Origin of the sequence: Immundisolibacter sp., assembly GCF_041601295.1 — a bacterium.
Taxonomy (GTDB): Bacteria; Pseudomonadota; Gammaproteobacteria; order Immundisolibacterales; family Immundisolibacteraceae; genus Immundisolibacter.
Genome location: NZ_JBFIII010000036.1, coordinates 1 through 26,536, shown reverse-complemented (window position 1 = coordinate 26,536; position 26,536 = coordinate 1). Strand labels below are relative to the sequence as shown.

22 protein-coding genes are annotated in these 26,536 nt (G+C 64.8%); 14 read left to right on the top strand and 8 right to left on the bottom strand.

The window, feature by feature from the left end; translation table 11 throughout:
• Both ABZF37_RS06630 and hemW read right to left on the bottom strand, forming a co-directional pair.
• Positions 1-1,845, bottom strand: a 1,845-nt coding sequence (locus ABZF37_RS06630; protein ID WP_372718087.1) for an ATP-dependent DNA helicase, incomplete at its 3' end; no start/stop codon positions are given.
• On the bottom strand, positions 1,842-3,053 hold the full coding sequence (gene hemW / locus ABZF37_RS06625) for a radical SAM family heme chaperone HemW (RefSeq protein WP_372718085.1): 1,212 nt from the start codon (positions 3,051-3,053) through the stop codon (positions 1,842-1,844). The genes hemW and ABZF37_RS06630, both read right to left, overlap by 4 nt.
• On the opposite strand from hemW, the gene ABZF37_RS06620 reads away from it, so the two are divergent.
• From ABZF37_RS06620 to ABZF37_RS06580, 9 genes are all read left to right on the top strand, one after another.
• The gene (locus ABZF37_RS06620) at positions 3,052-3,714 is read left to right on the top strand and encodes an SCO family protein (protein WP_372718083.1); all 663 of its coding nucleotides are present in this window, start codon (positions 3,052-3,054) and stop codon (positions 3,712-3,714) included. The two genes, hemW and ABZF37_RS06620, sit on opposite strands and share 2 nt — an antisense overlap.
• A 184-nt stretch (positions 3,715-3,898) precedes the next feature.
• A complete protein-coding gene (locus ABZF37_RS06615; RefSeq protein WP_372718081.1) occupies positions 3,899-4,999 on the top strand; it encodes a zinc-binding dehydrogenase in 1,101 nt (366 codons plus the stop codon).
• 206 nt (positions 5,000-5,205) lie between these two features.
• On the top strand, positions 5,206-6,153 hold the full coding sequence (locus tag ABZF37_RS06610) for a fatty acid desaturase (protein ID WP_372718079.1): 948 nt from the start codon (positions 5,206-5,208) through the stop codon (positions 6,151-6,153).
• The gene (locus ABZF37_RS06605) at positions 6,150-6,749 is read left to right on the top strand and encodes a CDP-archaeol synthase (protein WP_372718077.1); all 600 of its coding nucleotides are present in this window, start codon (positions 6,150-6,152) and stop codon (positions 6,747-6,749) included. The genes ABZF37_RS06610 and ABZF37_RS06605 overlap by 4 nt, the downstream gene beginning before the upstream one ends.
• Positions 6,746-9,394: a PEP/pyruvate-binding domain-containing protein gene (locus tag ABZF37_RS06600; RefSeq protein WP_372718074.1), complete on the top strand. Its 2,649-nt coding sequence runs from the start codon at positions 6,746-6,748 to the stop codon at positions 9,392-9,394. The genes ABZF37_RS06605 and ABZF37_RS06600 overlap by 4 nt, the downstream gene beginning before the upstream one ends.
• Positions 9,372-9,998 (top strand): hypothetical protein, encoded by a 627-nt coding sequence (locus tag ABZF37_RS06595; RefSeq protein WP_372718072.1) that lies wholly within the window; start codon positions 9,372-9,374, stop codon positions 9,996-9,998. Before ABZF37_RS06600 ends, ABZF37_RS06595 begins: the two co-directional genes overlap by 23 nt.
• An 11-nt stretch (positions 9,999-10,009) precedes the next feature.
• Entirely contained in the window at positions 10,010-10,972 is a 963-nt protein-coding gene (locus ABZF37_RS06590) for a class I SAM-dependent methyltransferase (RefSeq protein ID WP_372718070.1), read from the top strand.
• Positions 10,969-11,715: a lysophospholipid acyltransferase family protein gene (locus tag ABZF37_RS06585; RefSeq protein ID WP_372718068.1), complete on the top strand. Its 747-nt coding sequence runs from the start codon at positions 10,969-10,971 to the stop codon at positions 11,713-11,715. Before ABZF37_RS06590 ends, ABZF37_RS06585 begins: the two co-directional genes overlap by 4 nt.
• On the top strand, positions 11,696-14,206 hold the full coding sequence (locus tag ABZF37_RS06580; protein ID WP_372718065.1) for a thioester reductase domain-containing protein: 2,511 nt from the start codon (positions 11,696-11,698) through the stop codon (positions 14,204-14,206). Before ABZF37_RS06585 ends, ABZF37_RS06580 begins: the two co-directional genes overlap by 20 nt.
• Here ABZF37_RS06580 and ABZF37_RS06575 read toward each other — a convergent pair.
• From ABZF37_RS06575 to ABZF37_RS06565, 3 genes are all read right to left on the bottom strand, one after another.
• Positions 14,114-14,851, bottom strand: coding sequence for a phosphatidylcholine/phosphatidylserine synthase (locus ABZF37_RS06575; RefSeq protein WP_372718063.1), 738 nt, complete (start codon positions 14,849-14,851; stop codon positions 14,114-14,116). The two genes, ABZF37_RS06580 and ABZF37_RS06575, sit on opposite strands and share 93 nt — an antisense overlap.
• A gap of 167 nt (positions 14,852-15,018) precedes the next feature.
• Positions 15,019-16,677: an AMP-binding protein gene (locus tag ABZF37_RS06570; RefSeq protein WP_372718060.1), complete on the bottom strand. Its 1,659-nt coding sequence runs from the start codon at positions 16,675-16,677 to the stop codon at positions 15,019-15,021.
• A 141-nt stretch (positions 16,678-16,818) separates the two neighbouring features.
• Positions 16,819-17,805 (bottom strand): dihydrodipicolinate synthase family protein, encoded by a 987-nt coding sequence (locus ABZF37_RS06565; RefSeq protein WP_372718058.1) that lies wholly within the window; start codon positions 17,803-17,805, stop codon positions 16,819-16,821.
• Positions 17,806-18,366: 561 nt separating this feature from the next.
• Between ABZF37_RS06565 and ABZF37_RS06560 the strand changes: the two genes are divergently transcribed.
• Both ABZF37_RS06560 and ABZF37_RS06555 read left to right on the top strand, forming a co-directional pair.
• The gene (locus ABZF37_RS06560) at positions 18,367-19,884 is read left to right on the top strand and encodes a hypothetical protein (protein WP_372718056.1); all 1,518 of its coding nucleotides are present in this window, start codon (positions 18,367-18,369) and stop codon (positions 19,882-19,884) included.
• A gap of 10 nt (positions 19,885-19,894) precedes the next feature.
• Positions 19,895-20,743, top strand: coding sequence for a class I SAM-dependent methyltransferase (locus ABZF37_RS06555; RefSeq protein ID WP_372718054.1), 849 nt, complete (start codon positions 19,895-19,897; stop codon positions 20,741-20,743).
• A gap of 5 nt (positions 20,744-20,748) precedes the next feature.
• Here ABZF37_RS06555 and lysS read toward each other — a convergent pair whose 3' ends face one another.
• Both lysS and prfB read right to left on the bottom strand, forming a co-directional pair.
• Positions 20,749-22,236 carry a lysine--tRNA ligase gene (gene lysS, locus ABZF37_RS06550; RefSeq protein ID WP_372718052.1) on the bottom strand — a complete coding sequence of 496 codons (1,488 nt, stop codon included), beginning with the start codon at positions 22,234-22,236 and terminating at the stop codon, positions 20,749-20,751.
• Positions 22,237-22,402: 166 nt separating this feature from the next.
• A protein-coding gene (gene prfB / locus ABZF37_RS06545; RefSeq protein WP_372718050.1) for a peptide chain release factor 2 occupies positions 22,403-23,501 on the bottom strand; the annotation gives its coding sequence in 2 pieces (ribosomal slippage) (positions 22,403-23,425 and positions 23,427-23,501; 1,098 coding nt in all).
• A gap of 146 nt (positions 23,502-23,647) precedes the next feature.
• On the opposite strand from prfB, the gene ABZF37_RS06540 reads away from it, so the two are divergent.
• A complete protein-coding gene (locus ABZF37_RS06540; RefSeq protein WP_372718048.1) occupies positions 23,648-24,514 on the top strand; it encodes an alpha/beta fold hydrolase in 867 nt (288 codons plus the stop codon).
• Between the two features lie 4 nt (positions 24,515-24,518).
• Here the strand turns inward: ABZF37_RS06540 and ABZF37_RS06535 are convergent, their stop codons facing one another.
• Positions 24,519-25,229 carry an alpha/beta family hydrolase gene (locus ABZF37_RS06535; protein WP_372718046.1) on the bottom strand — a complete coding sequence of 237 codons (711 nt, stop codon included), beginning with the start codon at positions 25,227-25,229 and terminating at the stop codon, positions 24,519-24,521.
• A 32-nt stretch (positions 25,230-25,261) separates the two neighbouring features.
• Between ABZF37_RS06535 and ABZF37_RS06530 the strand changes: the two genes are divergently transcribed.
• Together ABZF37_RS06530 and ABZF37_RS06525 are read left to right on the top strand one after the other, a co-directional pair.
• Entirely contained in the window at positions 25,262-25,750 is a 489-nt protein-coding gene (locus ABZF37_RS06530; protein ID WP_372718044.1) for a GFA family protein, read from the top strand.
• Positions 25,751-25,755: 5 nt separating this feature from the next.
• A complete protein-coding gene (locus ABZF37_RS06525; protein ID WP_372718042.1) occupies positions 25,756-26,532 on the top strand; it encodes an enoyl-CoA hydratase/isomerase family protein in 777 nt (258 codons plus the stop codon).
• Positions 26,533-26,536 lie beyond the last annotated feature (4 nt).

Genomic DNA, 26,536 nt, shown 5'->3' with positions numbered 1-26,536 from the left:
GCTGCGCAGGAATACCCGGCCGTAGCCGCGCGCGCGCAGGCGCTTGTCGCCCACCATCAGCACGCCACGGTCGCCGGCGTCGCGGATCAGCCGGCCAAGCCCCTGTTTGAGGGTTATCACCGCGTGCGGTAGCTGGTAGTCGTTGAACGGATCGGCACCCTGCCGGCGCAGGTAGGCGATACGCCCCGCGACAATGGGTTCGCCCGGCGAGGCAAACGGCAGTTTGTCGACGATGACGCACGACAGCGCTTCGCCGCGTACGTCGACGCCCTGCCAGAAGCTGCCGGTGCCCAGCAACACTGGCGCCTGTGCGCGGCGAAATTGTGTCAGTAGGTCGCTGTTCGGCCGCTCGCCCTGCACCAGCAGGGTGAATTCGTCGTAACCGCGCAGGCGGGTGGCCGCCCGGCGCAGTGCGTTGTGACTGGTGAACAGCATGAAAGCCCGGCCACGACTGGCGCGCAGCACCGGCAGCGCCGCGGCCACCAGAGCATCCGTATAGCCCGGATCGGACGGTTCCGGCAGGCCGGTCGGCAGATACAGCATGGCGCGCGTCTGGTAATCGAAACCACCCGGCAGGGCCAGCGTGCGGGCATCGCCCAGGCCCAGGCGCTGCACGAAGTGTCCAAACTCGCCGGCTACCGCCAGGGTGCCGGAGGTGAATACGCAGGCCCGGGCGTGGCGGGGAAAGCGCTCGTTGAACAGTGGCGCAATGTCGACCGGGCTGGCGTGCAGAGTGCACGAGCGCTGGCGCACGTCGATCCAGCGCACCCGATCAACTTCTGCCTCATCCAGGAAGGGCTGCAGGTGTTCGCGCAGCAGAGCCACCCGCTCCTGGCAGTTATCGAGTCCGCTGCTGCGGCCCGCAAACGCCTCCAGCGGCGGCGTCAGATCGGCCAGCGCCAGTTGCACCCCCTCCAGCGCAGCGGTGAACTTGGGAACGGACTGTTGCGGCCAAGGCTCGCGTCGGGCCGGGTCACCCACCGCCGTATGCAGACCGGCCGCGGCCTGCGAAAGCGCCTGCGCCAGTGGTGGCAAGTCCGGCAGGTCGCCCAGCTGGGCCGCTTCGGCGGCAAGGTCGCGCGCCAGATCGGTCAGCTGGAAGCTGCCAAGGCTGGTGCCAAAGAACATCGTCGCCACGTCCGGCAGCAGATGCGCCTCGTCGAAGATGAACACGTCGGCGTCTGGCAGCACCTCGCCGAAGCCGGATTCCTTCAGGGCCAGATCGGCAAAGAACAGATGGTGATTGACCACCACCACGTCCGCCTGTTGCGCCGCGCGGCGCGCTTTGAGCAGGAAGCAGTCGCCGATGTTGGGGCACTCCTGACCCAGGCAGTTGTCGGCGTTGGAGGTAACAAATGGCCGCAGGCTGGACTGGGGTGAGAGTTCCTCCAGGGCGTCCAGGTCGCCGTCGGGCGAGCGGCTGGCAAAACTGCTGACCGCGGCCAGCGCCGGGTGAAGCGCAAGATCGCCGCCAAAATCGCCGGCCGCCGCCCGCTCCAGCCGGTGATGGCACAGGTAATTGGCGCGGCCCTTGAGCAGCGCGGTGTCCACCGAAAGTCCCAGCGCGCGCTGCAAGGTCGGTAAGTCGCGATGGAACAGCTGGTCCTGCAGGGCGCGCGTGCCGGTGGCAATCAGCACCTTGCGCCCGCTTTGCAGGGCCGGCAGCAAATAGGCAAAGGTCTTGCCGGTGCCGGTGCCGGCCTCGACCAGCAGCGTGCCGCGCTCGGCAACGGCGTCCTCGACCGCCTGGGCCATGGCTTGCTGCGTTTCCCGTGGCGCGAAACCGGGCAGCGCCCCGGCCAGCGGGCCGTCGGCGCCCAGCAGGTCGGTGATCGAGGCGCTCACGCGGGTGTGGCCACGGGCAAAAAATCCTCCAGGATGCTGTCCAGCAAATCAAATCCCCGCGACGTGGCGCGTGCGCCTTCGCTGCCCAGTGTGACCAGGCCGCGCTGCGCGGCCTGGTCCAGGCGTGGCCGCACCGCCGTCAGTGGCAGGCCCGTACGCTCGCGAAACTGCGCCCAGGTGAAGCCCGCGCACAGGCGCAGCGCGTTCAGCAAAAACTCGAAGGCGCGTTCGTCGGCACTCAGCCAGCGCTGATCGGTCACCGCATCGCCGGCACTGGCACGGGTCATGTAGGTCTGGGGCTGGCGGTACTTGGCCAGGCGCAGGATGCCTTCCGGCAGGGTCAGTTTGCCGTGCGCGCCGGCGCCGATGCCCAGGTAGTCGCCAAACTGCCAGTAGTTGAGGTTGTGCTGGCATTCGTCGCCCGGTCGGGCATAGGCCGATACCTCGTAGCGCCGGTAACCGGCCGCCGCGAGGCGCTCCAGGCCCGCTTCGTAGATATCCTCCATCAGGTCCGCATCCGGCAGCACGGGTGGCTGGCTGTGGAACACGGTGTTCGGCTCCAGGGTGAGCTGGTACCAGGACAGGTGGCCGGTGTCGTACTCCAGCGCGGCGTCCAGGTCCGCCAGCGCCAGCGCCACGTCCTGCCCCGGCAGGCCGAACATCAGGTCGATGTTGACCCGCCCGAAGCCGCTGGCGAGTGCCACCTCGATCGCGCGGCGCGCGGCGGCGACATCATGAATGCGGCCCAGTGCCTTGAGCTGTGGGTCCTGAAAGCTCTGCACGCCCAGCGACAGGCGATTGACGCCGGCTTCGTGAAAGCCCTGCAGGCGCGCCGTATCCAGGGTGCCTGGGTTGGCTTCCATGGTGATCTCCGCGCCGGGCAGCAGGGTCAGCCGGGCGCGCAGTTCGGATAACAGTTCGGCAATCGATTGCGGGCTGAACAGGCTGGGCGTGCCACCGCCCAGGAACACCGTCGCCACCGGTCGCCCCCACACGCGTGGCAGGTCCGCCTCCACATCGCGCAACAGGGCATTGAGGTAATCGGCTTCCGGCAGCGGCCCGCTGGCGGCGTGCGCGTTGAAGTCGCAGTACGGGCAGCGACGCACGCACCAAGGCAAATGCACGTACAGGGACAGGGGCGGCGCGCTGTTAAACTGCGCCGCCGCGCCGCCGGTGTGGCGGTGAAACGTGAGCGGATGAAACGTCATGAGGATGTGCCTGCCCAGGCACTGGGCGCTTGGATTATATCGTCACGGCCTGGCAGCTTCGCTGCTGGCTGTGCTGCTACCGCTGGCCGTGGCCGCGACCGAGCCGGGTGCCGCCACCGTAGTGACCCCGCCGCGGCCGCTGGCCGGCCTGGATCTGATCGACCACCGCGACCGGCCGCTGAACACCACATCGCTGTCCGGCAAATGGACGGTCATGTTCTTCGGCTTCACCCACTGTCCGGACGTATGTCCGACGACCTTGGCGCGTCTTGCCGGCATTCAGCGCCAGTTGCCGGCCGCCGCCCGCGACCGGGTGCGCTTCGTACTGGTGTCCGTGGACCCGATGCGCGACACCTCGCAGCGCCTGGCCGAGTATGTCGGCCAGTTCGGGCAGGACTTTGTGGGCGCCACCGCGCCGCTGGGCCAGCTTGGGCCATTGCTGCGCGAGCTTGGCGTGAGCTATGCGTACACCGCTCAGGCTGACGACGAGCACGCCGCGCATGCCAGCCACGGTGCGCCCGCCTACACGGTGGCGCATTCGGATCATCTGTACGTGCTCGATCCGCAGGCGCGGTTTTACGCGGTGTTCACCCGCCCGGACGATTATCAGGTACTGCGTGCGTTGAGCACCTGGGCGGGCGAGTCCGGCGCCGGCCAGTAGCAAGCGCAGAATCAATCACGGACGTGGCTGATTCACCGCGGGCACCACCGCCCGGCGGGAAAGTCTACTCGTGACTGTCACCGTGCAGTTTTACCCGTCGGCTTGAGGCACTATCAGTACCGTTGGCCGGACAGACAAGGCGCGCGGTGCGCTTGCCCCCGGCAGACTGCGGGAGGAGCAGGCGATGACACAGTGGACAGGCAAGCGCGCGGTACTGGTTGGCCCTGACCGGCCGCTGGAAATCCACGAAGTCACCGAGCGCGAACCGGGTCCCGGTGAGGTGCTGGTGCACGTGACACACGGCGGCGTGTGTGGCACGGACGTGCACCTGTGGCGCGGCGAGATGCCATTGCCCAATCCCATCGTGCTGGGGCACGAAGGCGTGGCCGTAATCGAAGCCTTCGGGACCGGAGTGAGTACCGATTCGGCCGGGGAGGCGGTCGCGGTCGGTGACCGGGTGTACTGGCAACCGGTAGTGCCTTGCCAGCGCTGCTACGCATGCACCGTGCTGGGTGATGTGTCGATGTGCGAGAACGCCTTTGCCGGTGTATTCAAGGACGCCGCTGGTCCGACCGCCGCCAGCTATTGTGAATACGCCACTCTGGGCGCCGGGCTGCCGTTCTACCGCGTGCCGGACGACACGCCTTCGGATGCCGTCATCGCGCTCGGCTGTGCGCTACCCACCATGTTGCAGGGCCTGGAACGTCTGGGCGGTATCCGCCCCGGCCAGAGTGTGGTGGTGCAAGGTTGCGGGCCGGTGGGCCTTGCCGCTGCCTGGCTGGCGCACCTGTCCGGTGCCGCGCCGCTGATCGTGATCGGCGCACCACAGCGGCGCCTGGAGATGGCGCTGCGCTTCGGCGCCACGCACACGCTCGACATGACCGAGCTGCCTGACCCTGCGGCCCGCGCCGGGCGCGTGCGTGAAATCACCGGCGGGCATGGCGCTGATGTGGTGATCGAAGCGGCCGGCGTGCTGCCAGCCTTCAGTGAAGGCTTGAACCTGGTTGCCCGCGCCGGGCGTTACCTGATCGTTGGCCTGTGGTCCGCCCCCGGCACGGTCGCCATCGAGCCGCGGCTGATCAACAACCTGAATCTACAGATCATCGGCACCGCCCTGGCCCAGCCCCGCCACCTGCACCAGGCGGTGCAACTGGTGCAGACCCATCACGCGCATTTTCCCCTGGCGGAAGCAGTCACCCATCGCTACCGAATCGAAGACAGTCAGCGCGCGCTCGAGGCCGTCGCCCGCCTGGAAACGGTCAAGGCGGTGATTGGTCCGGCCTAGGGAACTGCTGATCTTGTAGGCCGCCGGAAAACCACGCGTTCCCGGTGGCGGGCGCTCAGAATATAGAGGATGGGTTTACTCAGCGCTTCCCTAGGGCGGCTGACCCGGGTGTGGTCGGGTGCGCAGGCTGCCATCCGAGTAGACCCCGATCGGTGATTGGAGAAGAACTGCAAATGCAGCACCAACAAATGCTCCAGGACAGTGTCATGAGTCCGCCTGGGCCCGACGCGGTAGGACATCTGAAACCGACCGCGTTCGCCGGACTGATGCACACCGGCCTGATGGTCGCCGCCCTGGTGCTGGGAGTCTGGCTGAGCGTGTCGGCGGGCTTGCTTGGGTATCTGGTCGGACAGGTACTGCTCGCGTTCGGTTTTGTGCATGCGTTTGTGCTGTTGCACGAGGCGGGTCATGACACGTTGTTTGGTGCGCGCGCTCTGAATCGGCTTGTTGGGCACATGGCGGGTTTTATTGCTCTGATTCCCTTTTGCAACTGGCAGGGAATTCACCGCCGCCACCATGACTACACGGGCTGGCAGGATATGGACGCGACGACCGCGTCACTAGTGCCGTACCCACTCGGGCGCTGGGAGCGGCGTTGCATCAACTTTTGCTGGACGACCTGGTTGCCGGTTTTTGCGCTTTCCTACCGCCTGCAGAATTTCTGGAACCTTGGCCGGATCGGGCGCTACTTGAGCGGTTCAAAAACTCTTGGCCGGATCCGGGTGAACTCGCTGACGGTCCTGGCCGGTTATGGCGCGCTCCTCGTCTGGGTCGGTCCAGTCGAGACGGTGTCTCTTTTGGGGCCAGGATTTATGCTGAGTCTGGTGGTGCAGGAGGCGCTCATCCTGAGCCAGCACACCCACGTGCCGCAGCGTGTGAGCGGGGTGGCGCAGGTGCGTGTATTCCCGCCACGGGAGCAGGAAGCCTTCACCCGTTCACTGCGTCTGCCGACCTGGCTTTCGTTCTTGTTGATGCATTTCGATGCGCACGGCTTGCATCACATGTACCCGCAGGTCCCAGGCTACCGGCTGCGGCAGATACCGTACCAGCCGCGCAACGAGGTGCACTGGTGGCGCTGGCTCAAAGTGGCACGTGGCCTCAGCGGCAGCGATTTTCTGTTCCGTAACTGGGATGACACGGGGCTGCGGGTTTGAACGGTGCGCTCATCGAACCGGATGGACTTGGGACGGCGCTGTTCTTGATTCTGGCGCTTGCGGCCACGGGCGTGGTGCATGTCTGGTGGCTCAGGTGGGCCACCGCCGACCTGCTGATGCGGCCTTTGGACTTTGGCCTGACTTTCCGGGGGCGGCGCGTGTTCGGCGACAACAAGCGCCTGCGGGGAGTGCTGCTCATGCCAGTGGTGGCGGCGCTGGCATTCGCCGGCCTTGGTGCCATGCGGCAAAACTTGCCGGACCTGTTGAGCCTCGGCATGTGGGAGTTGTCCAGCGGCCGCTATGCGTTACTGGGTGCGGCAGCCGGCTGCGCCTTCATGCTGGCGGAGCTTCCCAATTCCTTCCTCAAACGGCAACTCGGCGTCGCTCCCGGAGGCTCGCCGGACCGTGGCTGGGCACGACTGATCTGCCCGCTGCTGGATCGTGTCGACTCTTCGCTTGGCGTGTTGATTGTGGTCAGCCTGCTGGTACCCACCAGTGCGGCGGCCTGGGCCTGGGTACTACTTCTCGGGCCGCTTTTACACGCGCTTTTCAGCGCTTCGCTCTGGTGGCTGGGTGTGAAGGACCGCGCACTTTGAAGGATTCACACCGTTTGCTGTTCGATCTGCTCGACGCGGACGACGTGTTGGCCGTGGGTAGCAAGGCGTTTAACCTCGGCCGCCTGGCGCGATTGGGCATTGCCACACCTGGGGGCGCGGTCATTCCCGACCACGTCTTTCAGCAACACCTGGCGAGGGCGGGTGTGCTGACAACCATCGACCAGATGTTTGGCCGACTGGACTGTCTGAAAATCCACGAGCTTGAGTCAGTCAGCGTCGATATCCGTGGTCGGATTGCCGGGACAGAATTGGCTCCCGAGCTTGTCGGCGCTCTGGCTGACGCGCATGCCGCCCGGTTGCCAAGCCCGTTTTTGGTGGTGCGCAGCTCGGCGGTCGGGGAGGACTCAGTCGAGCATTCATTTGCGGGACAGTTGGACAGCTTTCTGCGGATTAGTTCCCTTGCCGCGCTTGAAGCGGCGATCAGGTCCACTTGGTGCTCGCTGTTCTCGCTCAGGGTGTTGCTATACGCCCGCCATCACGGTTTGCGACCGGCACGTATGGGCGTCATCGTGCAAAGGCAGGTCGATCCCCTGGTCTCAGGCGTGCTGTTTACCCGCGATCCGACCGGTCGCCAGGCGCAGGCGATGCTGGCGGAGTATTGCGAAGGCTTGGGTGAGGACATCGTCGCCGGGAGGATTACACCGAACCGACTGCGAATCGGGAGGTTGGATCTGGAGCTGGCCTACGAGTACAGATCGGAGGGGACGCGCGCCCTGGACGAGGATACGCAGCAGGCGATCAAAAGGATCGCCCGCATCGGTTTGCGGCTGGAACAGCAAGACGGCGTGCCGCAGGATCTGGAATGGTGCGTGACCGGGCACGGCCAGGCAATCGTTGTACAGGCGCGTCCCGCGGTATCGCGGATGAGGCCGGTCGAGGCCCCGAAGGTCCATTGGACAAACGCCAACATCGCCGAGAACTTCCCGGATCCGGTGTCGGCGTTTCTTTACTCCATAGTCAAGCCCGGGTATGCCGCGTACTTCAGAAATCTTGGCCTGGCCTTTGGTGTCTCCCGTGCGCGCATTGACGCGATGGCGCCGCAATTGGAGGGCATCGTCGGTCTGCAGGGCGAACGGCTCTATTACAACCTGACCAACATCCATGCCGTTTTGTGGATGATGCCCGTCGGTCACCGACTGGTGGAGTACTTCAACCTGTTCGTTGGCGCCAGCGCTATTCCATCGCCACCCATGATGGCGATGGGGGCATTTTCCCGGGTCGGCGAGGCGGTGCGGATAGCGGTCTCCATTTTCTGGCAATACCTTTTCATCGGAAAGCGAGTGCGCCGATTCGAAGACCGCGTGGACGCGTTTGCCCGTAGTACCCGACCCGCCGACCTTGCCGGCAAGAACGCCGAGGCGCTGGCGGCGGATTTACGAGGATTCCTACGTATCCGGCTTGAACAATGGACCGACGCGGCGCTCGCGGATACGGCCGCCATGGTCTGCTATGGCTTGCTGAAGGCGCAGCTGGCGCGGGGCCTGGGTTCCGGTGACCATGCCCACCTGCACAACGATCTGCTCAAGGGCCTGCCGGGTCTGGCCAGTGCGCAACCGGTCGTCGAGCTTTGGGCAATAGCCCGCGGTATCGCCGACGATCCGGCACTCAACGCGGTGTTTTCGAACGAGACTCCCGATGACATTCTTGGCCGGCTTGGCGAGGGCCAGTTCGGCGATTTCGCACGGGCCTTCGCTGACTACCTGGAAACCTGGGGCTTTCGGTCTTCGGGCGAACTGATGCTGACCCGACCAACGCCGCAGGAAGACCCGCGCCCGTTGTTGCGACTGCTGCAGGCCTACGTGAGGACTGAAGCCCGCAGCCCGCAGGAACTTAGCCTGATCCAGCAGCGGGAGCGCGAGGCGGTCACCGCGCGGGTGGCTGCCGAACTGACCCCTATGGCTGCCTGGCGCCGGGTGCCGCTGGTGAGCCGTGGCAGCCGTTTTCGCATGCTGCTGGCCGCCACCCAAGGCGCAATCAAGCTGCGGGAACGGGCCCGCATGAAGCAGGCCCTGCTGTACACGCGCCTACGCCACATTGCGCTGAACCTGGGTGATCGATTTGTGGAGTGCGGGTCAATCCCCGCTCGCGACGATATTTTCCTGCTCACGACCCACGAGGTGCAGGAGCTCGCTACCGGGCAAGCGACGTCCGCGGGTCTTTCGGCGCTGATCGAGTCACGTCGTATTGCGCTTGAATCGGCCACCCAGGAAGCGCCCGGGGACCACCTGGTGCTCGGGCCGGGCCAGCCGTGGGCGGCTGCCGGCGGGACGCCGCCGAGAAAACAAACGGCGGTACGGGAGCCTGAATTGAATGGTTCTGGTGCCTGTGGGGGTGTCGCTGAGGGGGTTGCCGCTGTGATCCTGGATGTGGCGCACGCGGATCGCCTGAAGGCGGGTCAGATTCTGGTCACACGCCAGACGGACCCGGGCTGGGCGACGGTGTTTTTTCTGGTGCGGGGGCTGGTCATTGAACGGGGGGGCATGCTTTCCCACGGCGCCATCATCGCCCGTGAGTACGGTATTCCAGCTGTCGTGGGTGTGCCGGATGCCACGCGATTGATCGGCGACGGTGATCAGATTCGGGTGGATGGAGACCGGGGCGTTGTCGAACTTCGCACTCGCTGAGCTGGGCCGGTATGCGCGCACGCGTTTGGTGTGTCGACGCGTGGTGGCCCTGTGGCTGCTTCTGATCGGGGCCTTGCTTGCGGCCGCGCCGGTTCCGCCGCTGGGCTCCGTGCTGGCAGAGGCTGGCTTCCTTGGCCTGGCCATCGCGCTGCTGCGCCTTTGGGACGATCTGGCGGATTTGCCCCATGACCGCGCCAAGCATCCGCACCGGGTCCTGGCGACGAGCTCCAACCTCACCTGTTTTCGGGCCCTGGCCGGTATCGGGCTGCCGTTACTGGGTCTGGCGCTGCTGCCAGACCTAAGGCGCGTGGTGGTTTACGGTGCGCTGCTTGGGATCCTGGCGTGGCTATACCACGGTCGCATGGCCGCTGACCTGTCCCGACCGGCACGGACCTACCTGGTGCTTGTGAAGTACCCCGTGCTGGTGTTCGTCGGTGGCGCCGGGCCGTCCGCTCGGGCGTTGCTGGTCGGGCTGGTGTTCTATGGCCTGCTTTGCATTCACGAATGGCACGACGACCAGGAACTGCAAGCGGCATCTTCAGGCCAAGCCGGTCTTGCGGTTGGTGTCGGCAGCGTGATCATCGCGCTGCTCTTTTTAACGTGAGGGTAATCGCCATGACGACGCTGGACAGCCCAAGCCCGGATCAGTTCGAGGAAGTGGCTTGCTACGGTTGTGGCGGCCGAAACCATCGGCCACTGGTCGTCGCCGAGGAGGATCTCACGGGCAAGCCTGGTCGCTTCCAGTTCGTGACATGCCACGAGTGTGGCTTGGTTTATCAGAACCCGCGTCTGAGGTTCGAGTTCATCGGGGCCTACTACGACGACGAGTACATCGCACACAGGAAGAAGACTGACTGGGGCTGGTTCACTCCACTTTACGAGTGGGCCATGGGCAAGCACGACCGGGACAAACTGGCGCTGGTCGAGCGCTACGTGGACTTGACCTCGCGGTCGCGGGTGCTGGATGTGGGTTGTGCTGCTGGAACGTTTCTGACGCGTGTTCACGAACAGCGCAGCTGTGCTGTCAGCGGCGTCGATTTCAAGGATCTGACGCATTTGCCCGGGTTCGAGAACATCGATTTTCATCTGGGGACTTTTCACGACCAGGCGCTTCCCGGGCGTCGCTTTGATCTGATCACCATGTGGCATTTTCTGGAGCATGACTACGACCCCATGCGAGCGCTGGGTCATGCCCGCGGTCTGTTGGCAGACGGCGGTCGGCTCATCATCGAGGTGCCGCGTGTCGACAGCCTGTCCTCGCGGCTCTTCAGGGAACGCTGGCCGGGACTGCAAGCGCCCCAGCACACCGCCCTGTACAGCCGCAGGACACTGCTGAACATGGTCTCCGCAGCCGGGCTGGAGGTTGTCGACTACCTGCCCTACGGCGCGTTTCCAGCGTATTTCTATTTGTTCACGGGGACCGCGTTCAAGCTGCTAAAGGGCAAGGGTCTGAATCTGTCCCGGGCGGTCTATCCTTATTTTCTCGGGCAGCTGATTTTGTCGCCTGTGCTTCTGTTTGAACGACGGCTCAACCTGGCCATGCAGACTGTTGTCTGTCGCGCGCGGGAGGCCACATGAGCAGCCGCCGCGACGTCGATTGGGGTTGCCGGCTCAAGGCCGCACTGACCTTGACCCTGATGTCTGTCGGATCGCTGGCGATGCTGACTGTGGCGGTGCTGACGGCCTTCCAGGCACGGCGCTTCTATACCGAGGCGATGGCGGGCCGGCTTGGGCGCTGGTCATTGCGCTTGTGGGGGATACGGGTTCATGTGCACGGCCAGCCGCCCGATACCGGGCAGCAGTGTGTCTATATCTCCAATCACACGTCGACCCTGGATGTATTCGTTCTTATCGGGCTCGGGCTCCCGAATACTCGGTTTTTCCTGTCAGGATTTCTGCGCAAGCTGCTGCCCCTGGGGCTGATCGGTTACCTCACCGGCGTGATCTGGACCGTGCCGCAGTCCTTCCCGGAGCGCCGCATGACCATCTTCAAGCGGGCTGAGCGCGTCCTGCGGCGCTCTGGCCAGTCCGTATATCTGAGCCCGGAGGGCCAACGCGTGACCACCGGTTCGGTAGGTGCCTTCAACAAGGGGGCGTTCCATCTGGCCACGAACCTGCGCGCGCCTATCGTGCCCTTCTACATCTTCATTCCGCCGGAAATCGATCCTGGAATGGGCATGTGCGCGCGGCCTGGCCGGGTGGATGTCTACTTCAGGCCAGCCATCGACACCAGCGGTTGGACGCTCGACGAGATGGTGGTCAACAAGGATCGGGTCCACGAGCAGTTCGTGCAATGGGACCGTGAGTACCGTGGTCGTTAGCGTGCCTGGCGCAAGTCCAGCCATTCGGGCTATGTGGAATGACGCCATCCTGCCCGACGATATCGGACCCGACCCCGCGTTCACGGCTCGGGCCGACGGCGTATTGGTAACGGGCGCAACCGGATTTCTCGGCCGTTATGTCGTACGGGATCTTTTGGGGCGTTCAGGTGGGCCCATCATCTGTCTCGTACGGGCCATCAATGGAACTGTCGCCCGGGAGCGACTGGCCACGTCCCTGAGTGCGGCGGGCGTGGATCTGGCCACACATGGGGATCGCCTACAGGCGGTCGTTGGGGCGATCGATCAACCACGACTCGGTCTGTCGGAGCCGGATTATCAGAAGCTCGCAGCCGGCTCCGGCTCCGTCTATCACTGTGCTGCGAGTGTCAACTGGGCCGTGGGTTATCAACGCCTACGCGCCAGCAATGTACGTGGCACGTTGGAGCTGATCCGTTTCGCCTGCACCGGGCCGGTGAAACGGATCTACTTCTCGTCCACCATCGCCGTGTGCTTTGTGGAACAGGGCCCCAGCGAGGTAGACGAAGCCACCGACATGCTGCCCTACCTCCAGCACATGCCGTTGGCCTACGCCCAGTCAAAGTGTGTCGCGGAAAGTCTGTTGCGTGCCGCTGCGGCCCGCGGCGTGCCGGTCTCGATCGTTCGACCGGCGCTGATCTCCGGGGACAGCACCAGCGGCGCCGCGAATCCGGGAGACTTGATCTGCGCCCTGTTGCAGGGTTGCGTGGTCGCCGGGGTTGCCGTGGACTGCGAATGGCAGCTCGACTGTGTCCCCGTTGACCATGTGGCACGGGTACTCACCGGACTGTCCGAGTCGGAGCGTCCAGACTGGGAAGTCCTACATCTGTTCAATAACCGCGGTCGGCACTGGCGGGAGGTGGTGCTGTGGATGAACCTGTACGGTTACTCGGTCCGGCTGGTGTCGCACGCGCAGTGGGTGGATCGAGTGTTTGACCGCGGGGCCGCGCCAGGCGGTTTGTTCGGGTACCGGCGCTTCTTCGGTGCTGGCAAGCGTGTTGCGAACCCTGCGCCGTACCAGATCTATCTGGAGCACGCTCAAGGACGCGTGCTCAACGAGACGACAAAAGCCGTGCTCGCGTCGCTGGACATTGTGGTGCCGCCACTTACAGCGGAGCTGCTGGAGCTGTACTTCGCACACTACGTGAACGTCGGTGTCTTGCCGCCCACGCAGCGCCTGTGCACTGCCGCACGGCGACAGAATGTGGGCGATGCAATTTTGCGGGAGGCCATTGAGCCCTCGCTAAGGTCTCGGGGCCTTGAGCTGCTGAGCCTGCGCGAACGGCCGCTCACCTCGACGAACGGTATTTTCAACGAGATCTACGCGGTTCGTTTTGGCCCGATGATGGGCCTTCGACGTTTCGAGGTGGGTGTCGGTGGAAGTGGCCAGGCCGGGCCGAGGGCGCTCGACCTTATCCTCAAATCGAAGCCGGCCGACAGCCACATGCAGGACCTGTTGGTGCAGGTGGCTACCCTGTGTGATTCCACTCTGGGCGCGCACTTTCACGCCTTTAAGGGCGACCTTGGTTTGGCCGGCTGCCATGAGCGGGAGTTGGCGATCTATGAACTGCCCGAGCCTGAGCTGCAACGGTTGCTCCCGAAGCTCTCAGGTACCTACAGGGATACTGACCGGGGCATCTGGGCGCTGGCCATGGATTATCTGCCCGAGGCGGCATCCGTGGACGTTGCGGCGGGCGCGGGGTCGTGGACCCCCCGGCGAATAGGCAAGGTCGTCACGGAGTTGGCGACGGCTCACGCGGTGTGGTTCCGGCGGGATAAGGCGCTTGGCCACTTGCCATGGCTCACGGCGCCGGTCTCCACAGTGCGCATGATCGAGATGTCGCCCTTATGGCGTGCCCTGGCTGTATACAGCAGCCACTTCTTCGACTCGTGGCTGGACGAACCAATCCTGGCGCTGCAGCACACATTTATCGAGAGCCTGGGGGACTGGTGGCCCGCGCTTCGCGGACTGCCCCAGACGCTGATCCACAATGATTTCAATCCTCGAAACTTCGCCATGCGCAGACGCCCGGAGGGCCCGCAACTTTGTGTTTTCGATTGGGAGCTCGCTACCGTCGGGGTGCCCCAGCACGACCTCGCGGAGCTCCTGTGCTTCGTGTTGCCTCCGTCCTGTAACCTTGCCACCTTGACCGATCTGCTCGGTGTGCATCGCCTGGCCCTGGAGCGCGTGACGGGCGAGCACCTCGATGAGGCTCAGTGGCTTCAGGGGTTTGTGCTTTCGCTCCGATATCTTGCCCTGCAACGCTTGCCGCTTTACACGTTGAACCACCGTTTCAAACGCCAGGAGTTTCTGCCCGGGGTAATAAGAAACTGGGGAACGCTGTACGCGTTGGGTAGCGAACTATGGCGGCGGTCGGCGAAGGAAGCCCGCCGTCAGACCGCCCAACAGGATCAGTACCGCGATGCTGAACAGGTATTCGGGCCAAACCCTTAACACGCCGCAGACATACACGGCCATTACATTGGTCAGGTAGAGGATGTTCAGTCGCCGGTTGGAAGCGGGGCGCGGTTTCGGAAAGGCAAGCGTCGATACCATAGCCAGACCGAGGACCAGCAGCACAAGCGGCATGTACACAGCCCAATGGACTGCCCTCAGCAGGGTCTCGTGGCGTAAGAGCAAAATCACGCCACTGGCAATCAGCGCACCGCAGGCCGTGCTTGGCACGCCCTGAAACCACCCGCGCCCTAACGTTGCGGTTGAGTTGAACCGGGCCAGGCGCACTGCCACCAGTAACGTGTAAAGCGCGCACGGTAGGGCAACGCCCCACATCGGGATGCCATTGGTGTCCCGCGTGAGAAAATGCAGCGCCAGTGCGGCTGGAGCAAGTCCAAAAGCCACCAGATCCGCCAATGAGTCAAAGTTGGCGCCGAATTCGGACGCCGCGTTCAGGACGCGAGCTACGACGCCGTCCACGATATCCAGCAGCACGCACCAGACAATGAACCACGCGGCGCGCTCCAGCTGCCCCGCGCCGGCACTGCCGATGGCGAAAAGCCCAAGAATCAGGCTCGCTGCGGTCAACAGGTTTGGAATGGCATAACGGATGCCAGGCCTGAGCCATGCCTCGGGTCGGTTCATTGATTACGCCGCGGGCGTTGCCGGGTGTGGTGGCGGGACAAACTGGTCCAGGGTCACGCCAAACCGAAATGACTTATTCCAGGCAGCTTTCGTCATCAGTCGGGTAACTGGTTTCGGGATTTCCAAATACAGTCCGTTGCCCGCGCCCGGCCAGCAGAGAGCACCGTTCAGGAATTTTCTGCGGTCAGCCCTTTGGCCAGCTCGCGCAGTTCGAACTTCTGAATCTTGCCGCTGGCGGTGCGCGGCAGCGCCGGCAGGATTTCCAACCGCTCGGGCAGGTATTGACGGGCCATCCCGGCCTCGGCCAGCCAGGCGGCCATGGTGGCGAAATCGAAGCCCGTGCCCGGTTTCACGGCAACGAAGGCGCAGGCTCGTTCGCCCAGGCGCGGATCGGGCATGGCGACGATGGCGGCGTCCTGTATTGCCGGGTGGCGGTAGAGCAGCTCCTCCACTTCCACCACCGGAATGTTCTCGCCGCCGCGGATGATGATGTCCTTGGCGCGCCCGGTGATCCGGATGAAGCCATCCTCGTCCATGCGCGCCAGATCGCCGGTGTCGAACCAGCCATCGGCATCAACGCCGTAGGCCTGTGGCCGATTGAGGTAGCCGACGAACAGGCAACTGCCCTTGGTCTGCAACGGGCCTTCGCCGCCCGCCGGCAGCGGCTTGCCGGCACCGTCGACAACACGTACCGCCATGCCGTCCAGGGCACGGCCATCACTGCCGAAGACCTTGTCGGGTGCGTCGTCGGGCCGGGTCATGGTGGCCACACCGCACTCGGACATGCCCCAGGCAGCGATCACATCAATGCCCAGATTCTGCGCCGCGGTCTGTGCCAGTACGCGCGGGATCGGCGCGCCGCCACAGACAAACCTGCGCAGCTTGCAGGTATCTGGCGTCGGCGCGTGGGCGGCCGTGACCAGATCGGCCAGGAATGGCGTAGCGCCCATGGAAAAGCTGACCGCTTCGGCCTGGATGGTGTTCCAGGCCGCCTCGGCGTCCCACACGTCTTGCAGGACGAGCCGCGTGTGCAGCATCAGCGGCAGCATCATCCCGTACATGAAGCCGGTCTGGTGTGCTAACGGCGAGGCCATGAAACACACGTCAGAGCGGCTCAGGCCAATGGCCTCGGCGTAGGCGTGCACGCCGGCAATCAGCGTGTTCGAGGTCTGCATCACCCCTTTGGGCTGGCCGGTGGTGCCGGAGGTGTAGAGCAGTTGGGTTACGGCATTCGGGTCCGGTCGGCGACGGGCGAATTCCTCCTCGGCGTTATAGCTGTCTTCCCAGCGTTGCTCCAGCAGCACGCTGTCGAAGCCATCCGGCCCGTCGTCGCCGACCACCAGTACGCGTTGTAGATGGGGCAGCTTGGCGCGCAGCCCGGCGATCATGGCCGGGTAGTCGAAGCCGCGATAGCTGCTTGGCACTACCAGCAGGCGCGCCTGGGCGAAGTCGAGCATGAACGACAGTTCGCGCTCGCGAAAAATGGGCATCAGGGGGTTGCTGACCGCGCCGATTCGCACACAGGCCAAGTGCAAGGCGACGAATTGCCACCAGTTCGGCAGCTGAAACGCCACCACGTCGCCTGGCTGGACGTCGAGCGCCACCAAGCCGAGCGCGATGCGATCGACCCGATGCTGCAATTGCAGATACGACAGGCTGGTGCTGCGGCCGCTGACGCTGTTGTGGTCGGTCACCGCCAGGCGATCCGGACTGCGCTGCGCCACGTCGTCCAGAAAATCCACCAACAAGCGGTTTTGCCACAAGCCGGCGGCAGTCATGTCGGCTATGCGCGGCGGCGGAAGGATGGGATCACACAGCTTAGGCATGACAGATTTCCGCGGTCCTGGTGAAAGATGGTTTCGTCATCGCCCGCACCCGGCAGGGGTGAGTGGGCGGGCGGGGTCTGCCCGGCTTGAAACGCGGGACTGCGCCTGACAGGCCACAGTCCCGCAACGTTGGCTCTGAACTCAGGCGGCGGCCTGGTTGGCGTCGATAACGCCGGTGCTGATCAGCGTGTCGCGGATCGCGGTCTTCATTTCCTCGTCGGCGAAGGCCGGCAGCGGCGGTCGGCATGGCCCCATGCGGAAACCGAGCAGTTCGAACCAGTACTTGATCGGTGCCAGCGAGTACTGGTTCTTGCGCACGATATTCCATACGAAAGCGTTGTTCATCAGGTCGCGCAGCGGCTCGAGTTCCCGGTACAGGGGCAGCGCCTGGTCGAACTTGCCGGCGTCGGCCAGCGCCATGTACTTCACCAGGGTCTCGCGTTTGCGCCCGAACATGACGTATTCACAGGTGCCGAACAGGCACTGGCCGCCGTGCACGATGGCGTCCCACAGGTAGAAGCTTTCCATCGGCTCGGTGACCACGATGCGATCGCCACACTGCTTGCGCAGCGCGATCGAGTCGGCCGGGTTGAGCAGGCCGTTCTTGATGCCGACCACCATTTCCAGGTCCGCCAGGCGGTTGATCAGGCCGTGGTTCAGGGTCACGCCCGCGGTTGGGGTGTTGTACAGCACGATGCCCAGCGGGCTGTGATCGTTCAGGTATTTGTAGAAGTCGAACAGATCGCTATCGGAACGTAGCTGGATGACCGGGTTGATGACCTCGATCAGGTCGAAGCCCAGTTCCGCCAGGCGGTGGGCTTTCTCCAGCACGGTGAATGGGGAGGGGTCCAGGATGACCGAGGTCAGCAGCATGCGTCCGCGGTTGGCCTGCGCCACGGTTTCGCTGTACTGCCACCATTCGGTGGGTGTCATGTTCCAGGCTTCGGCGGTGTTGCCGCCGGTCATCAGCCCATGCAGTCCGTCCTGGGCCCAGCGGTCGACGTGCGAGGCCAGGGTGGGCAGGTCCAGGCTGAAGTCGGCCTTGAATGGGGTGGGTACGGCATTGGTCGACTTGACCATATGCTGACGAGCCCACTGTTTTGCTTCGCTGCGGGTGTATGCAACCACGGTAGTCACCTCCTCAGGTGTTTTTCAGGGAACTGGCAGGTTCGCGCACGATACCATTGCCTCGCCCTTGCGCAGGGCGTCGGTCCGGCAAACAGGCTTGGCCATGATGTCGTTATTCCCGCTGCCGCGCCCGACCAGATTCGCAACGCAGAACGCATGGGCCGGACCATCTGGTATGCCCGTTGCCCGGACGCCGCCGCGCTTCTGGGATGCGGTAGCGCAGGGGCCCTCGGTGCGTAAGGGCGATGCGATTCCACCCGTTCCGATTCGCGGCGGCGCCACCGACGGGCCTGACGCATGTGCAGAATTCGCTGGTTTGTCTGGCGCGGGCCAATTCCTGCATCCGCAATTTTTCTGCCGACAGTATCTGCGCCGATGCTTGCTCGGCAAGGCGGCTCGCGCCCGCTTCTGCGAGAATGGTGCCCGTGGTGGCTCTTTCCATGGCTAGCGGCGGACATTCCGGCCGGCGTGGGGTCCAACCGCCAAGCCATGCGCCGTGGCGTTTTTATGTCCTCCTGTAGACCATCGATCGCTATGTTCCTGTCCCGTTTGTCAGCTTTGATGAGCCTGTTCTTGTTCGTGGAGGTGGTTGCCGCCCAGAACAACGGTTTTGTCGACCGGGTGCAGATGGGGGACAACGATCTGGATTGCCGGCAGATCGCGGATCAGGTTAACGAACTCGAGGCAATCCTGGCACCGCTCAAGGGTGATCAGGGTGCCGTGCGTGGCGCGACAGAAACCGCGACTCGCTCGCGTACCGGCGAGGTGGTGGCCGGTGTAGCCAAGGCGTTGCCATTCGGCTCCATTTTTGGCGACATCGCCAAGGATGTGCTCGGTCGTCGCGCCAAAGAGGCCGATGCGCGCGTCGGCTCGGTGCGGGCGCGCAAGGAATATCTGGTCGATATGTTTCTGAAGCGCAAGTGCCGGGTGGCCGACCTGGAAAACCCTGCCGATGGGCAAAAAACCAAGACCAAGGCCGTCGGCGCAGGCGTGGTGGTAGCGGACGAAGCACCGGCGCCGGCAGCTGTGGGGCCGCTGGCCGACTCACCCCAGTCGGACGTCGAACCCCAGGCCACGATGCCAGCACCTGTGGCGCCCGAGACTGCCGCCAGCGCACCAGCGGCGGAAGCCCCGGCGCAGGCTGACGGCGCCATCGAGCCGCCAGAGAAGCCCGCCGGCAAGGCGCCAAGGGCGAAGGCGGCTCCAGCCGTGAAGTCTGAGAAATCCGGGAAACGCGCTTCGGTCCCGCCGGGCCCAGCCCCGGAGTCGACGCGCGGGCCACTGTTCGTGCTCGACTTCCGGCTCGCTTTTCGTACCAGTGCCGACCCCGATGGCAAGGACGGCGGCATGGGCTTGGCCCTGGGTGGCGTGCCGCTGACCGTCATGCAGGCCATTACCGACAACGCTTACGTCGCTCTGCTCAAGGACCTCGCTGCCGCCGGCTTTGAGGTGTTGAACCCGGAACTGACGGCTGCGGCATCGACCCGCGGCAGCCTGCCAGCGCCAGCGCGCAGCGGTGATTACCTCTACTTTGCGCCCAGCGGCGCACCGCTGGCGCAGGCGCCAGGCGTTACCGTGCCGGGCAGCGATGCTGCCTTGGCCGAAACGCGCACCGCCCTGGCGCAGGCGGTCAGCGGGCGCAAGCCCGGCGCGCATTACGCCATTGGCGTCTGGTATGTGGATTTCGCCCGCATCAAGGGCGACGCCGAGGATGCCAAACCGCAGGAACTCGAAACACGCCTGGCCGTTGCCGCCGGTAGCCATGTGGCGCTGGTGGAGCCTGGCGAGGACGACGAAACACCCGCGCGAGCGGTGCGCGTGCTGAACCTGGGGCGCGATCTGGTCAGCCGGGAACCTTACGGGCAGGTACGTCTGCCGGCGACGGGCAGCGCGCTGGAACTGCGCGCCGACCCCGAACGTTTTCGCGCCCTCGTAGAACGTCAGCTCAAGCGCGCCCGCAGTGCGCTGATCGGCAGCCTGCCGCCCGCTCCTGTCATAGACAAAACGCCGGCGGAAAAACCCCGGATGCCGGGGGATGCACCTGGCTCGCAGGAGCCACCCGGCGCCCCGGCGCCATAACGGAGCGCGTATGCCTGAGACGACGGTTACTGACAGCGACACCTACTGGAATGGCGACGGCGGCGATATCTGGGTGCGCAACATGGATCGCAGCGAGGCCGCGTTCGTTTCCATGACGGCGGCCCTGATGGCGCGCGCGGCGGTGCGTCAGGGTGAGCATGTGCTCGATATCGGCTGCGGGGGAGGTGTTACCAGTCAGGTGTTGGCCGAACGGGCAGGGCCCGACGGCGAGGTGCTGGCGGTCGACATTTCGGCGCCGATTCTGCGTGTCGCGCGGCAACGGCATGATAGGAATGCGAATCTGCATTTCCTGCAGGCCGACGCCGCCACTGCTGATCTTGGAGAGCCGCGATTCGACCTCATTTTCTCCCGCTTCGGAGTGATGTTTTTCGCCGATCCGCTACTGGCTTTCACCAACCTGCGCCGCGCCTTGAAACCCACCGGTCGCATGGTGTTTCTGTGCTGGCGCGCAATGAAACAAAATTCGTGGATTGCCGAGGCGACCGGCGCCGCGGTCAGCACCCTGGGTGAGGAACACCGACCCGCACCGCCAGCCGATCCCTTCGCGCCGGGGCCGTTTGCGCTGGCGGACCTGGAGCGCACCGCGGGGATTTTGCGCGGGGCAGGCTTTGGCGACGTCACCGTCGAGCCGCTTGATGACTTCATGTGGCTCGGCGACCTTGAACAAGCCGTGAACTACCTCAAGAGCATGGGGCCCATTGCCCAGGCCATGCCCAAGGTATCCGCGGATCAGGAACAGGCGGTGGACCAGGCCATGCGCGCCGCGCTGGCTCGCTATCTGGTCGACGGCGAGGTGCGGGCGCCAAGCGCCACCTGGATTGTGACCGCGACTGCCTGAGAGGCTCAGCGCTCCGGGCGCAAATGCGGAAACAGAATCACCTCGCGGATGGAGGTGACGTCGGCGAACAGCATGGCCAGGCGGTCCACGCCGATGCCCTCGCCGGCGGTCGGCGGCAGGCCATACTCCAGCGCTTCCACGTAGTCGGCGTCGAAATACATGGCCTCCTCGTCGCCGGCCGCCTTGCGCGCGGCCTGATCCAGAAAGCGCGCGGCCTGGTCTTCGGGGTCGTTCAGCTCCGAGAAACCGTTGGCCAGCTCACGCCCGGCAATGAACAGCTCGAAGCGCTCCGTGAGTTCCGGATCGCGACTGCTGCGGCGCGCGAGGGGCGACACCTCGACCGGAAAGTCGGTCACGAAGGTCGGCTGGATGAGTTGTTCCTCGACCACCTTTTCGAACAGTTCGAGCCGCACTTGCGCCAGGCTGTCGCTGGGCCTGACCACAAGACCCAACTCCAGCGCCAGGGCGCGGGCGGCGTCGATATCAGCCAGCAGTGCCGGTGTGGCGCGCGGCAGGTGCGCGGTAATCGCCCCGGTCAGCGTGTAGCGGGCGAAGGGCTTGCCCAGATCAATGCTCTGGCCCTGGTAGGTCAGCTCCGCACTGCCCAGCACGCGCCGCGCAAGGTCACCCAGCAGGCGCTCGGTCAGGTCCATCAGGTCGCGGTAATCCGCGTAGGCTTGGTAAAACTCAAGCATGGTGAATTCGGGATTGTGGCGCGTCGACAGGCCTTCGTTTCGGAAATTTCTCCCAAGCTCGAACACCTTCTCGAAGCCGCCCACCACCAGGCGCTTCAGGTACAGCTCCGGCGCAATGCGCAGGTACAGCGTCATGTCGAGCGCGTTGTGGTGGGTCACGAACGGTCGCGCCACAGCGCCGCCGGGCATTGGCTGCATGAGCGGGGTTTCGACTTCCAGAAAGCCGTCTGCGACGAACCACTCGCGAAGACCCGTGACCAGCGCCGAGCGGATGGCAAACGTGCGCCGCGCCTCGTCGTTGACGATCAAATCCAGGTAGCGCTGGCGGTGGCGGCGCTCCGAATCCTGCAGGCCATGCCATTTGTCCGGCAGCGGGCGCAGGGACTTGGTCAGCAGCGTGAGGGTTTCGGCCCGCAGGGTCAGTTCACCGGTGCGGGTGCGAAACAGGGTACCGGCGACACCCACGATGTCGCCCAGATCCAGGCGCTTGAAATCCTCGTAGGCGGCCTCGCCCAGCACGTCGCGTTGCACGTACACCTGCAGGCGGCCGGATTGGTCTTGCAGGTGGATGAAGGACGCCTTGCCCATCAGGCGCCGGGTCATGATGCGCCCGGCGATGCGGGCGCTGACCGGCTGCGTGTCCAGCACCTCGGCGGTGGTGTCGGCATGGCCGGTCAATAAATCCGCCGCCAGCGCATCGCGGCGAAAGTCGTTCGGATAGGCCAGACCAGTCTGGCGCCAGTCGGCGAGCTTGCCGCGCCGGATGCCGATCTGTTCGTTGTCGTCGTCGTTGTGCATGGCTAGTACCTCAAGCTATGAGTTTGCGTACCTGCCGAGACACGCATCCGCGCACTTAGAGCGCGAAGCGAATCACAGCAATAGCCGTCGCCATTGCGAGGATGAGCGACAAAGCACTCGGTGATGCGGGGCGGGTCGAACATAGCGAAACTTATAGGTTGAGGTACTAGAGGCCGCTCTTGAGGCTGGCTTCGATAAAGGGGTCGAGGTCGCCGTCCAGCACCGCCTGCGTGTTGCCGGTTTCCACGTCGGTGCGCAGATCCTTGATGCGCGACTGATCCAGCACATAGGAGCGGATCTGGTGGCCCCAGGAAATGTCGGACTTGGAGTCCTCGGTGGCCTGCGCCTCGGCACGGCGGGCGTTCAGTTCGCGTTCGTATAGCTTGGCGCGCAGCTGGGCCATGGCGGTGGCGCGGTTCTTGTGCTGCGAGCGGTCGGCCTGGCAGGCCACTACGGTGTTGGTCGGCACGTGGGTGATGCGGATGGCCGATTCGGTGCGGTTGACATGCTGGCCACCGGCGCCGCTGGCGCGGTAGGTGTCCACCCGAAGGTCGGCAGGATTTATGTCGATGTTGATGTTCTCGTCCACCTCGGGGTAGACATAGACGGAGGCGAACGAGGTGTGGCGCCGGTTACCGGAGTCGAACGGGGATTTTCGCACCAGCCGATGAACGCCGGTTTCAGTGCGCAGATAGCCGTAGGCGTATGGTCCGCGCGCATGTACGGTGGCGGATTTGATGCCGGCCACCTCACCGTCGGACTCTTCGGTGATTTCGACCTCGAAGCCTTTTCGCTCGCACCACCGCAAATACATGCGCAGCAGCATCTGCGCCCAGTCCTGCGCCTCGGTACCGCCGGAGCCGGCCTGCACGTCGATGTAGGCGTTGTTGGCGTCGGCCTCGCCGGAGAACATGCGCTGGAACTCCAACCGCTGCACGTGAGCCTCCAGCCGCTCGACATCCGTGGCCAGCGAGGCGGCGGTCGACTCGTCGTCTTCCAGCTCGATCAGCTCGGCCAGTTCCAGACTGTCGGCGATGCCGCGCGTCAGCTCGCCGATGCCGACCACCACTTCTTCCAGCCGCGCCCGTTCGCGGTTCAGTTCCTGCGCCCGCTCGGCGTTGTCCCAGATTTTTGGATCTTCCAGTTCACGCATGACCTCGGTCAGGCGTTCTTGCCGGGTATCGAGGTCAAAGATACCCCCGTAGCGTGTCGATCCGCGCGGCTAGATCCCGGAGGCTGTGTTTCTGGATGCTGATGTCGATCATGGTGAAGCGGTGTGCCTTGGCGCCTGAAGGGCCGCAAATGGTACCGCGCCTGGGTAGCGCTGACCCGATCAGGGCGGCCGCATCGCCTGCTAAGATCGCCCCAGCCGCGCTGTGGCCGGCATACACCGAAAACGAGGAGAACCCGCATGCCTGTCGCGCACTTGAACGGTATCGACCTTAACTATGACGTCACTGGTGATGGGCCCGAAACGCTGGTGCTGGTGCACAACGTCATCGCCAACATGAGTGCCTACGACGACAACGCGCCCGCCTTCGGCCAGCACTTTCGGACCATCCGCTTCGATCTGCGCGGCCATGGCCAGTCGTCCAAGGCGGCTACCCAGGACGAGGCACCGGGCTTTTATACCTACGAGAACACCGCCGCCGACCTGGCCGCGCTGCTCGACCATCTGGGGGTCGAACGCTGTCATGTGCTCGGGCAGGCCTATTGGGGCGTGAGCACCGCCAGCACCTTCATGGCCAAAAATCCCGAGCGCGTGCAGAGCCTGACCGCCGTCAGCTGCGACCTGCTGGCCACGGAAGACGGCCTTGGCCTGTTCGACAAGCTGACGCCGGAACTGCGCGCCGGCTTCGAACGCCTGCACGCGGTGGCGCGCAGCGAGGGCATGCTGGCGGTGTTCGAGGCGCGCAAGCAGACGCGCACCTTCTGGGGCGACCGGCTGATGGCGAGTCCGCAGATACTGGAACGCTTCCGGCAGATGTATGCCGAGACCTCGCCACTGACCTTTTTGAACTTCCCGCTCATGCGTCCGGCAGCCAAGCAGGCGATTACCGACGCGCTGGCCCGCCACCGCATCCCGACCTTTGTACTGATGGGCGTGCAGGACCCACATCCGGCCGAGATGATCGCCCACTGGAAAGCCGATTACCCGGACTGCCACGCCCTGCTGCTGCCCGAGTGCGGACACTACGTGGCGATCGAGAACCCGGCCGATTTCAACCGTGCGGTGCTCAACTTCCTGGCCGGTGTGAAGGCCTATGGCGCTGCCTGACGGGTCAGATCTGCCCTAGCCAGTCCTCAGTGGCGCTGGCAATCTCGGCGTAGAGGTTGGTCTGGCTGTACCGGGAGCCTGCTGGCAGCCTAAAGCTGTGGTCGCCACCGGCAACCTCGTGCAGCCGTACCGGGGCATCGAGTTCCGCCAATACCGGGCGCAGCAGGTCCAGCTGGCAAAGGCTGTCGCGCTCGCCCTGTACGAATAGCATCGGTACCCGCGCTGCCCGCAGGTAAGCGTCGCGCAGGCGTGTGCTGCCGCTGGCGTGCAGCGGGTAGCCCAGAAACAGCAGGCCACCGATCGGATCACCCCTGGCCGCAAGCTGCGCGGCCATGTGGGCGCCCATCGATTTACCGCCGGCCACCAGCCGCGTGAGCCTGGCGCCAAACCGGCCGCGTGCGTCTACCACAGCGGCGCTGAAGCTGGCCAACAGGCGCGACGCCGGGTTCGGTGTGCGTCGGCCGGCATCCACGTAGGGGAAGTTGAAGCGCAGCACCGCAATCCCCCGCGCAGACAGCGCCTGTGCCAGGTACGCGAGCAACGGCTGGTGCAGATCGTTGCCAGCGCCGTGTGCCAGCACCAGCGCCGTGCCGCTGAAGTGCGATGGCAGGCTCCAAACAGCATTAACCGAGAGCCCGGGCGTCCATTCGATGCGGTGCGGCTGATCCATGACCATGGCGATGTCTGCGAGAGCTGCCAAGCTTACCGCTACCATGTGCCGGCAATTCCGTCGCCGAGGGTCCGCTCATGTTGCTCGAAGGTTCCTGCCACTGTGGGGCGGTGCGGTTTTCCGCCGAAAGCCACGCCCCTTACCCCTACATGTGCTGCTACTGCTCGATCTGTCGCAAAACCGGCGGCGGTGGCGGCTTCGCCATCAACCTGCACGCCGACTCGCAGACGCTCACCGTGGAAGGCCGCGAGCATGTGGGGGTTTACCGCGCGTTCATGGATCATCCGACGCGCAGCGAACGCAGTGTCGGCGAGCGGAATTTTTGCCGCGAGTGCGCCAGCGCGTTGTGGGTGTGGGACCCACGCTGGCCGGAACTGCTACACCCGTTCGCCTCCTGCATTGACACCCCTCTGCCGACGCCGCCTGACCGCTGTCACATCATCCTGGACAGTAAGCCCGCCTGGGTACCGGTACCTGCGGAAACGGCCACAGACCGGCACTTTCCCGGATACCCGGACGAGGCGCTGGTCGACTGGCACCGCCGTCATGGGCTGATTACCGACTGAGTCCCATGAGTTACGACAATTTGCTATACGAAGTCGCCGGCCCACTGGCGCTGCTCACGCTGAATCGGCCGCGTAAGCTGAACGCCATTTCGCTGGCCACGGTTGATGATCTGCATGCGGCCATCGCGGCGGCAGGCGACGACCCGGTGGTGCGGGTCATTGCCCTGACCGGTGCCGGCGACAAGGCCTTTGCAGCGGGCTCGGACCTTGGCGAGGTGGTGGAGCGGGACCTGGGTAAGGCGCTTGAGCCCATCGTGCAGGGCATTGCCGAGCGTCTGGAGCGCTGCCCGAAGCCAACCATCGCCGCGATCAATGGCATCTGCTTCGGCGGCGGGCTGGAGGTGGCGCTCGGCTGCGATCTGCGTGTGGCCGGCAAAAGCGCGCGCTTTGCCACGCCCGAAGGCAAGCTCGGCATCATCCCCGGCGGTGGTGCCACGCAACGTCTGCCGCGCCTGGTCGGTCGCGCCTGGGCGCTTGACATGCTGCTGACCGGTGAACCGATCGATGCCGAGCGGGCGCTACAGATCGGCCTGGTCACGCGTCTGGTCGAGGACGTGGAACTGTTACCGACAGTACGCCGTCTGGCGGCGCACCTCGCAAGCTTCGCGCCTTTGGTGCCGCGCTACATGAAGGCGATGGTGCACGCCGGCATGGAAGGCAGCCTCGCAGCCGGGCTGGCGCTGGAGAAGTTCGCCCAGGCTGGGCTGTGCGAAACCGCGGACAAGAAAGAGGGCCTGGCGGCCTTCCTGGAAAAACGTCCGCCGAACTGGACCGGGCGCTGACGGC

Bases quoted from the DNA above. Each gene is read 5' to 3' on its own strand.
- ABZF37_RS06620 (WP_372718083.1), top strand. From the start codon at position 3,052: ATGAGGATGTGCCTGCCCAGGCACTGGGCGCTTGGATTATATCGTCAC.
- hemW (WP_372718085.1), bottom strand. From the start codon at position 3,053: ATGACGTTTCATCCGCTCACGTTTCACCGCCACACCGGCGGCGCGGCG.
- ABZF37_RS06615 (WP_372718081.1), top strand. From the start codon at position 3,899: ATGACACAGTGGACAGGCAAGCGCGCGGTACTGGTTGGCCCTGACCGG.
- ABZF37_RS06610 (WP_372718079.1), top strand. From the start codon at position 5,206: ATGAGTCCGCCTGGGCCCGACGCGGTAGGACATCTGAAACCGACCGCG.
- ABZF37_RS06590 (WP_372718070.1), top strand. From the start codon at position 10,010: ATGACGACGCTGGACAGCCCAAGCCCGGATCAGTTCGAGGAAGTGGCT.
- ABZF37_RS06585 (WP_372718068.1), top strand. From the start codon at position 10,969: ATGAGCAGCCGCCGCGACGTCGATTGGGGTTGCCGGCTCAAGGCCGCA.
- ABZF37_RS06575 (WP_372718063.1), bottom strand. From the start codon at position 14,851: ATGAACCGACCCGAGGCATGGCTCAGGCCTGGCATCCGTTATGCCATT.
- ABZF37_RS06570 (WP_372718060.1), bottom strand. From the start codon at position 16,677: ATGCCTAAGCTGTGTGATCCCATCCTTCCGCCGCCGCGCATAGCCGAC.
- ABZF37_RS06560 (WP_372718056.1), top strand. From the start codon at position 18,367: ATGAGCCTGTTCTTGTTCGTGGAGGTGGTTGCCGCCCAGAACAACGGT.
- ABZF37_RS06555 (WP_372718054.1), top strand. From the start codon at position 19,895: ATGCCTGAGACGACGGTTACTGACAGCGACACCTACTGGAATGGCGAC.
- lysS (WP_372718052.1), bottom strand. From the start codon at position 22,236: ATGCACAACGACGACGACAACGAACAGATCGGCATCCGGCGCGGCAAG.
- ABZF37_RS06540 (WP_372718048.1), top strand. From the start codon at position 23,648: ATGCCTGTCGCGCACTTGAACGGTATCGACCTTAACTATGACGTCACT.
- ABZF37_RS06535 (WP_372718046.1), bottom strand. From the start codon at position 25,229: ATGGTAGCGGTAAGCTTGGCAGCTCTCGCAGACATCGCCATGGTCATG.
- ABZF37_RS06530 (WP_372718044.1), top strand. From the start codon at position 25,262: ATGTTGCTCGAAGGTTCCTGCCACTGTGGGGCGGTGCGGTTTTCCGCC.
- ABZF37_RS06525 (WP_372718042.1), top strand. From the start codon at position 25,756: ATGAGTTACGACAATTTGCTATACGAAGTCGCCGGCCCACTGGCGCTG.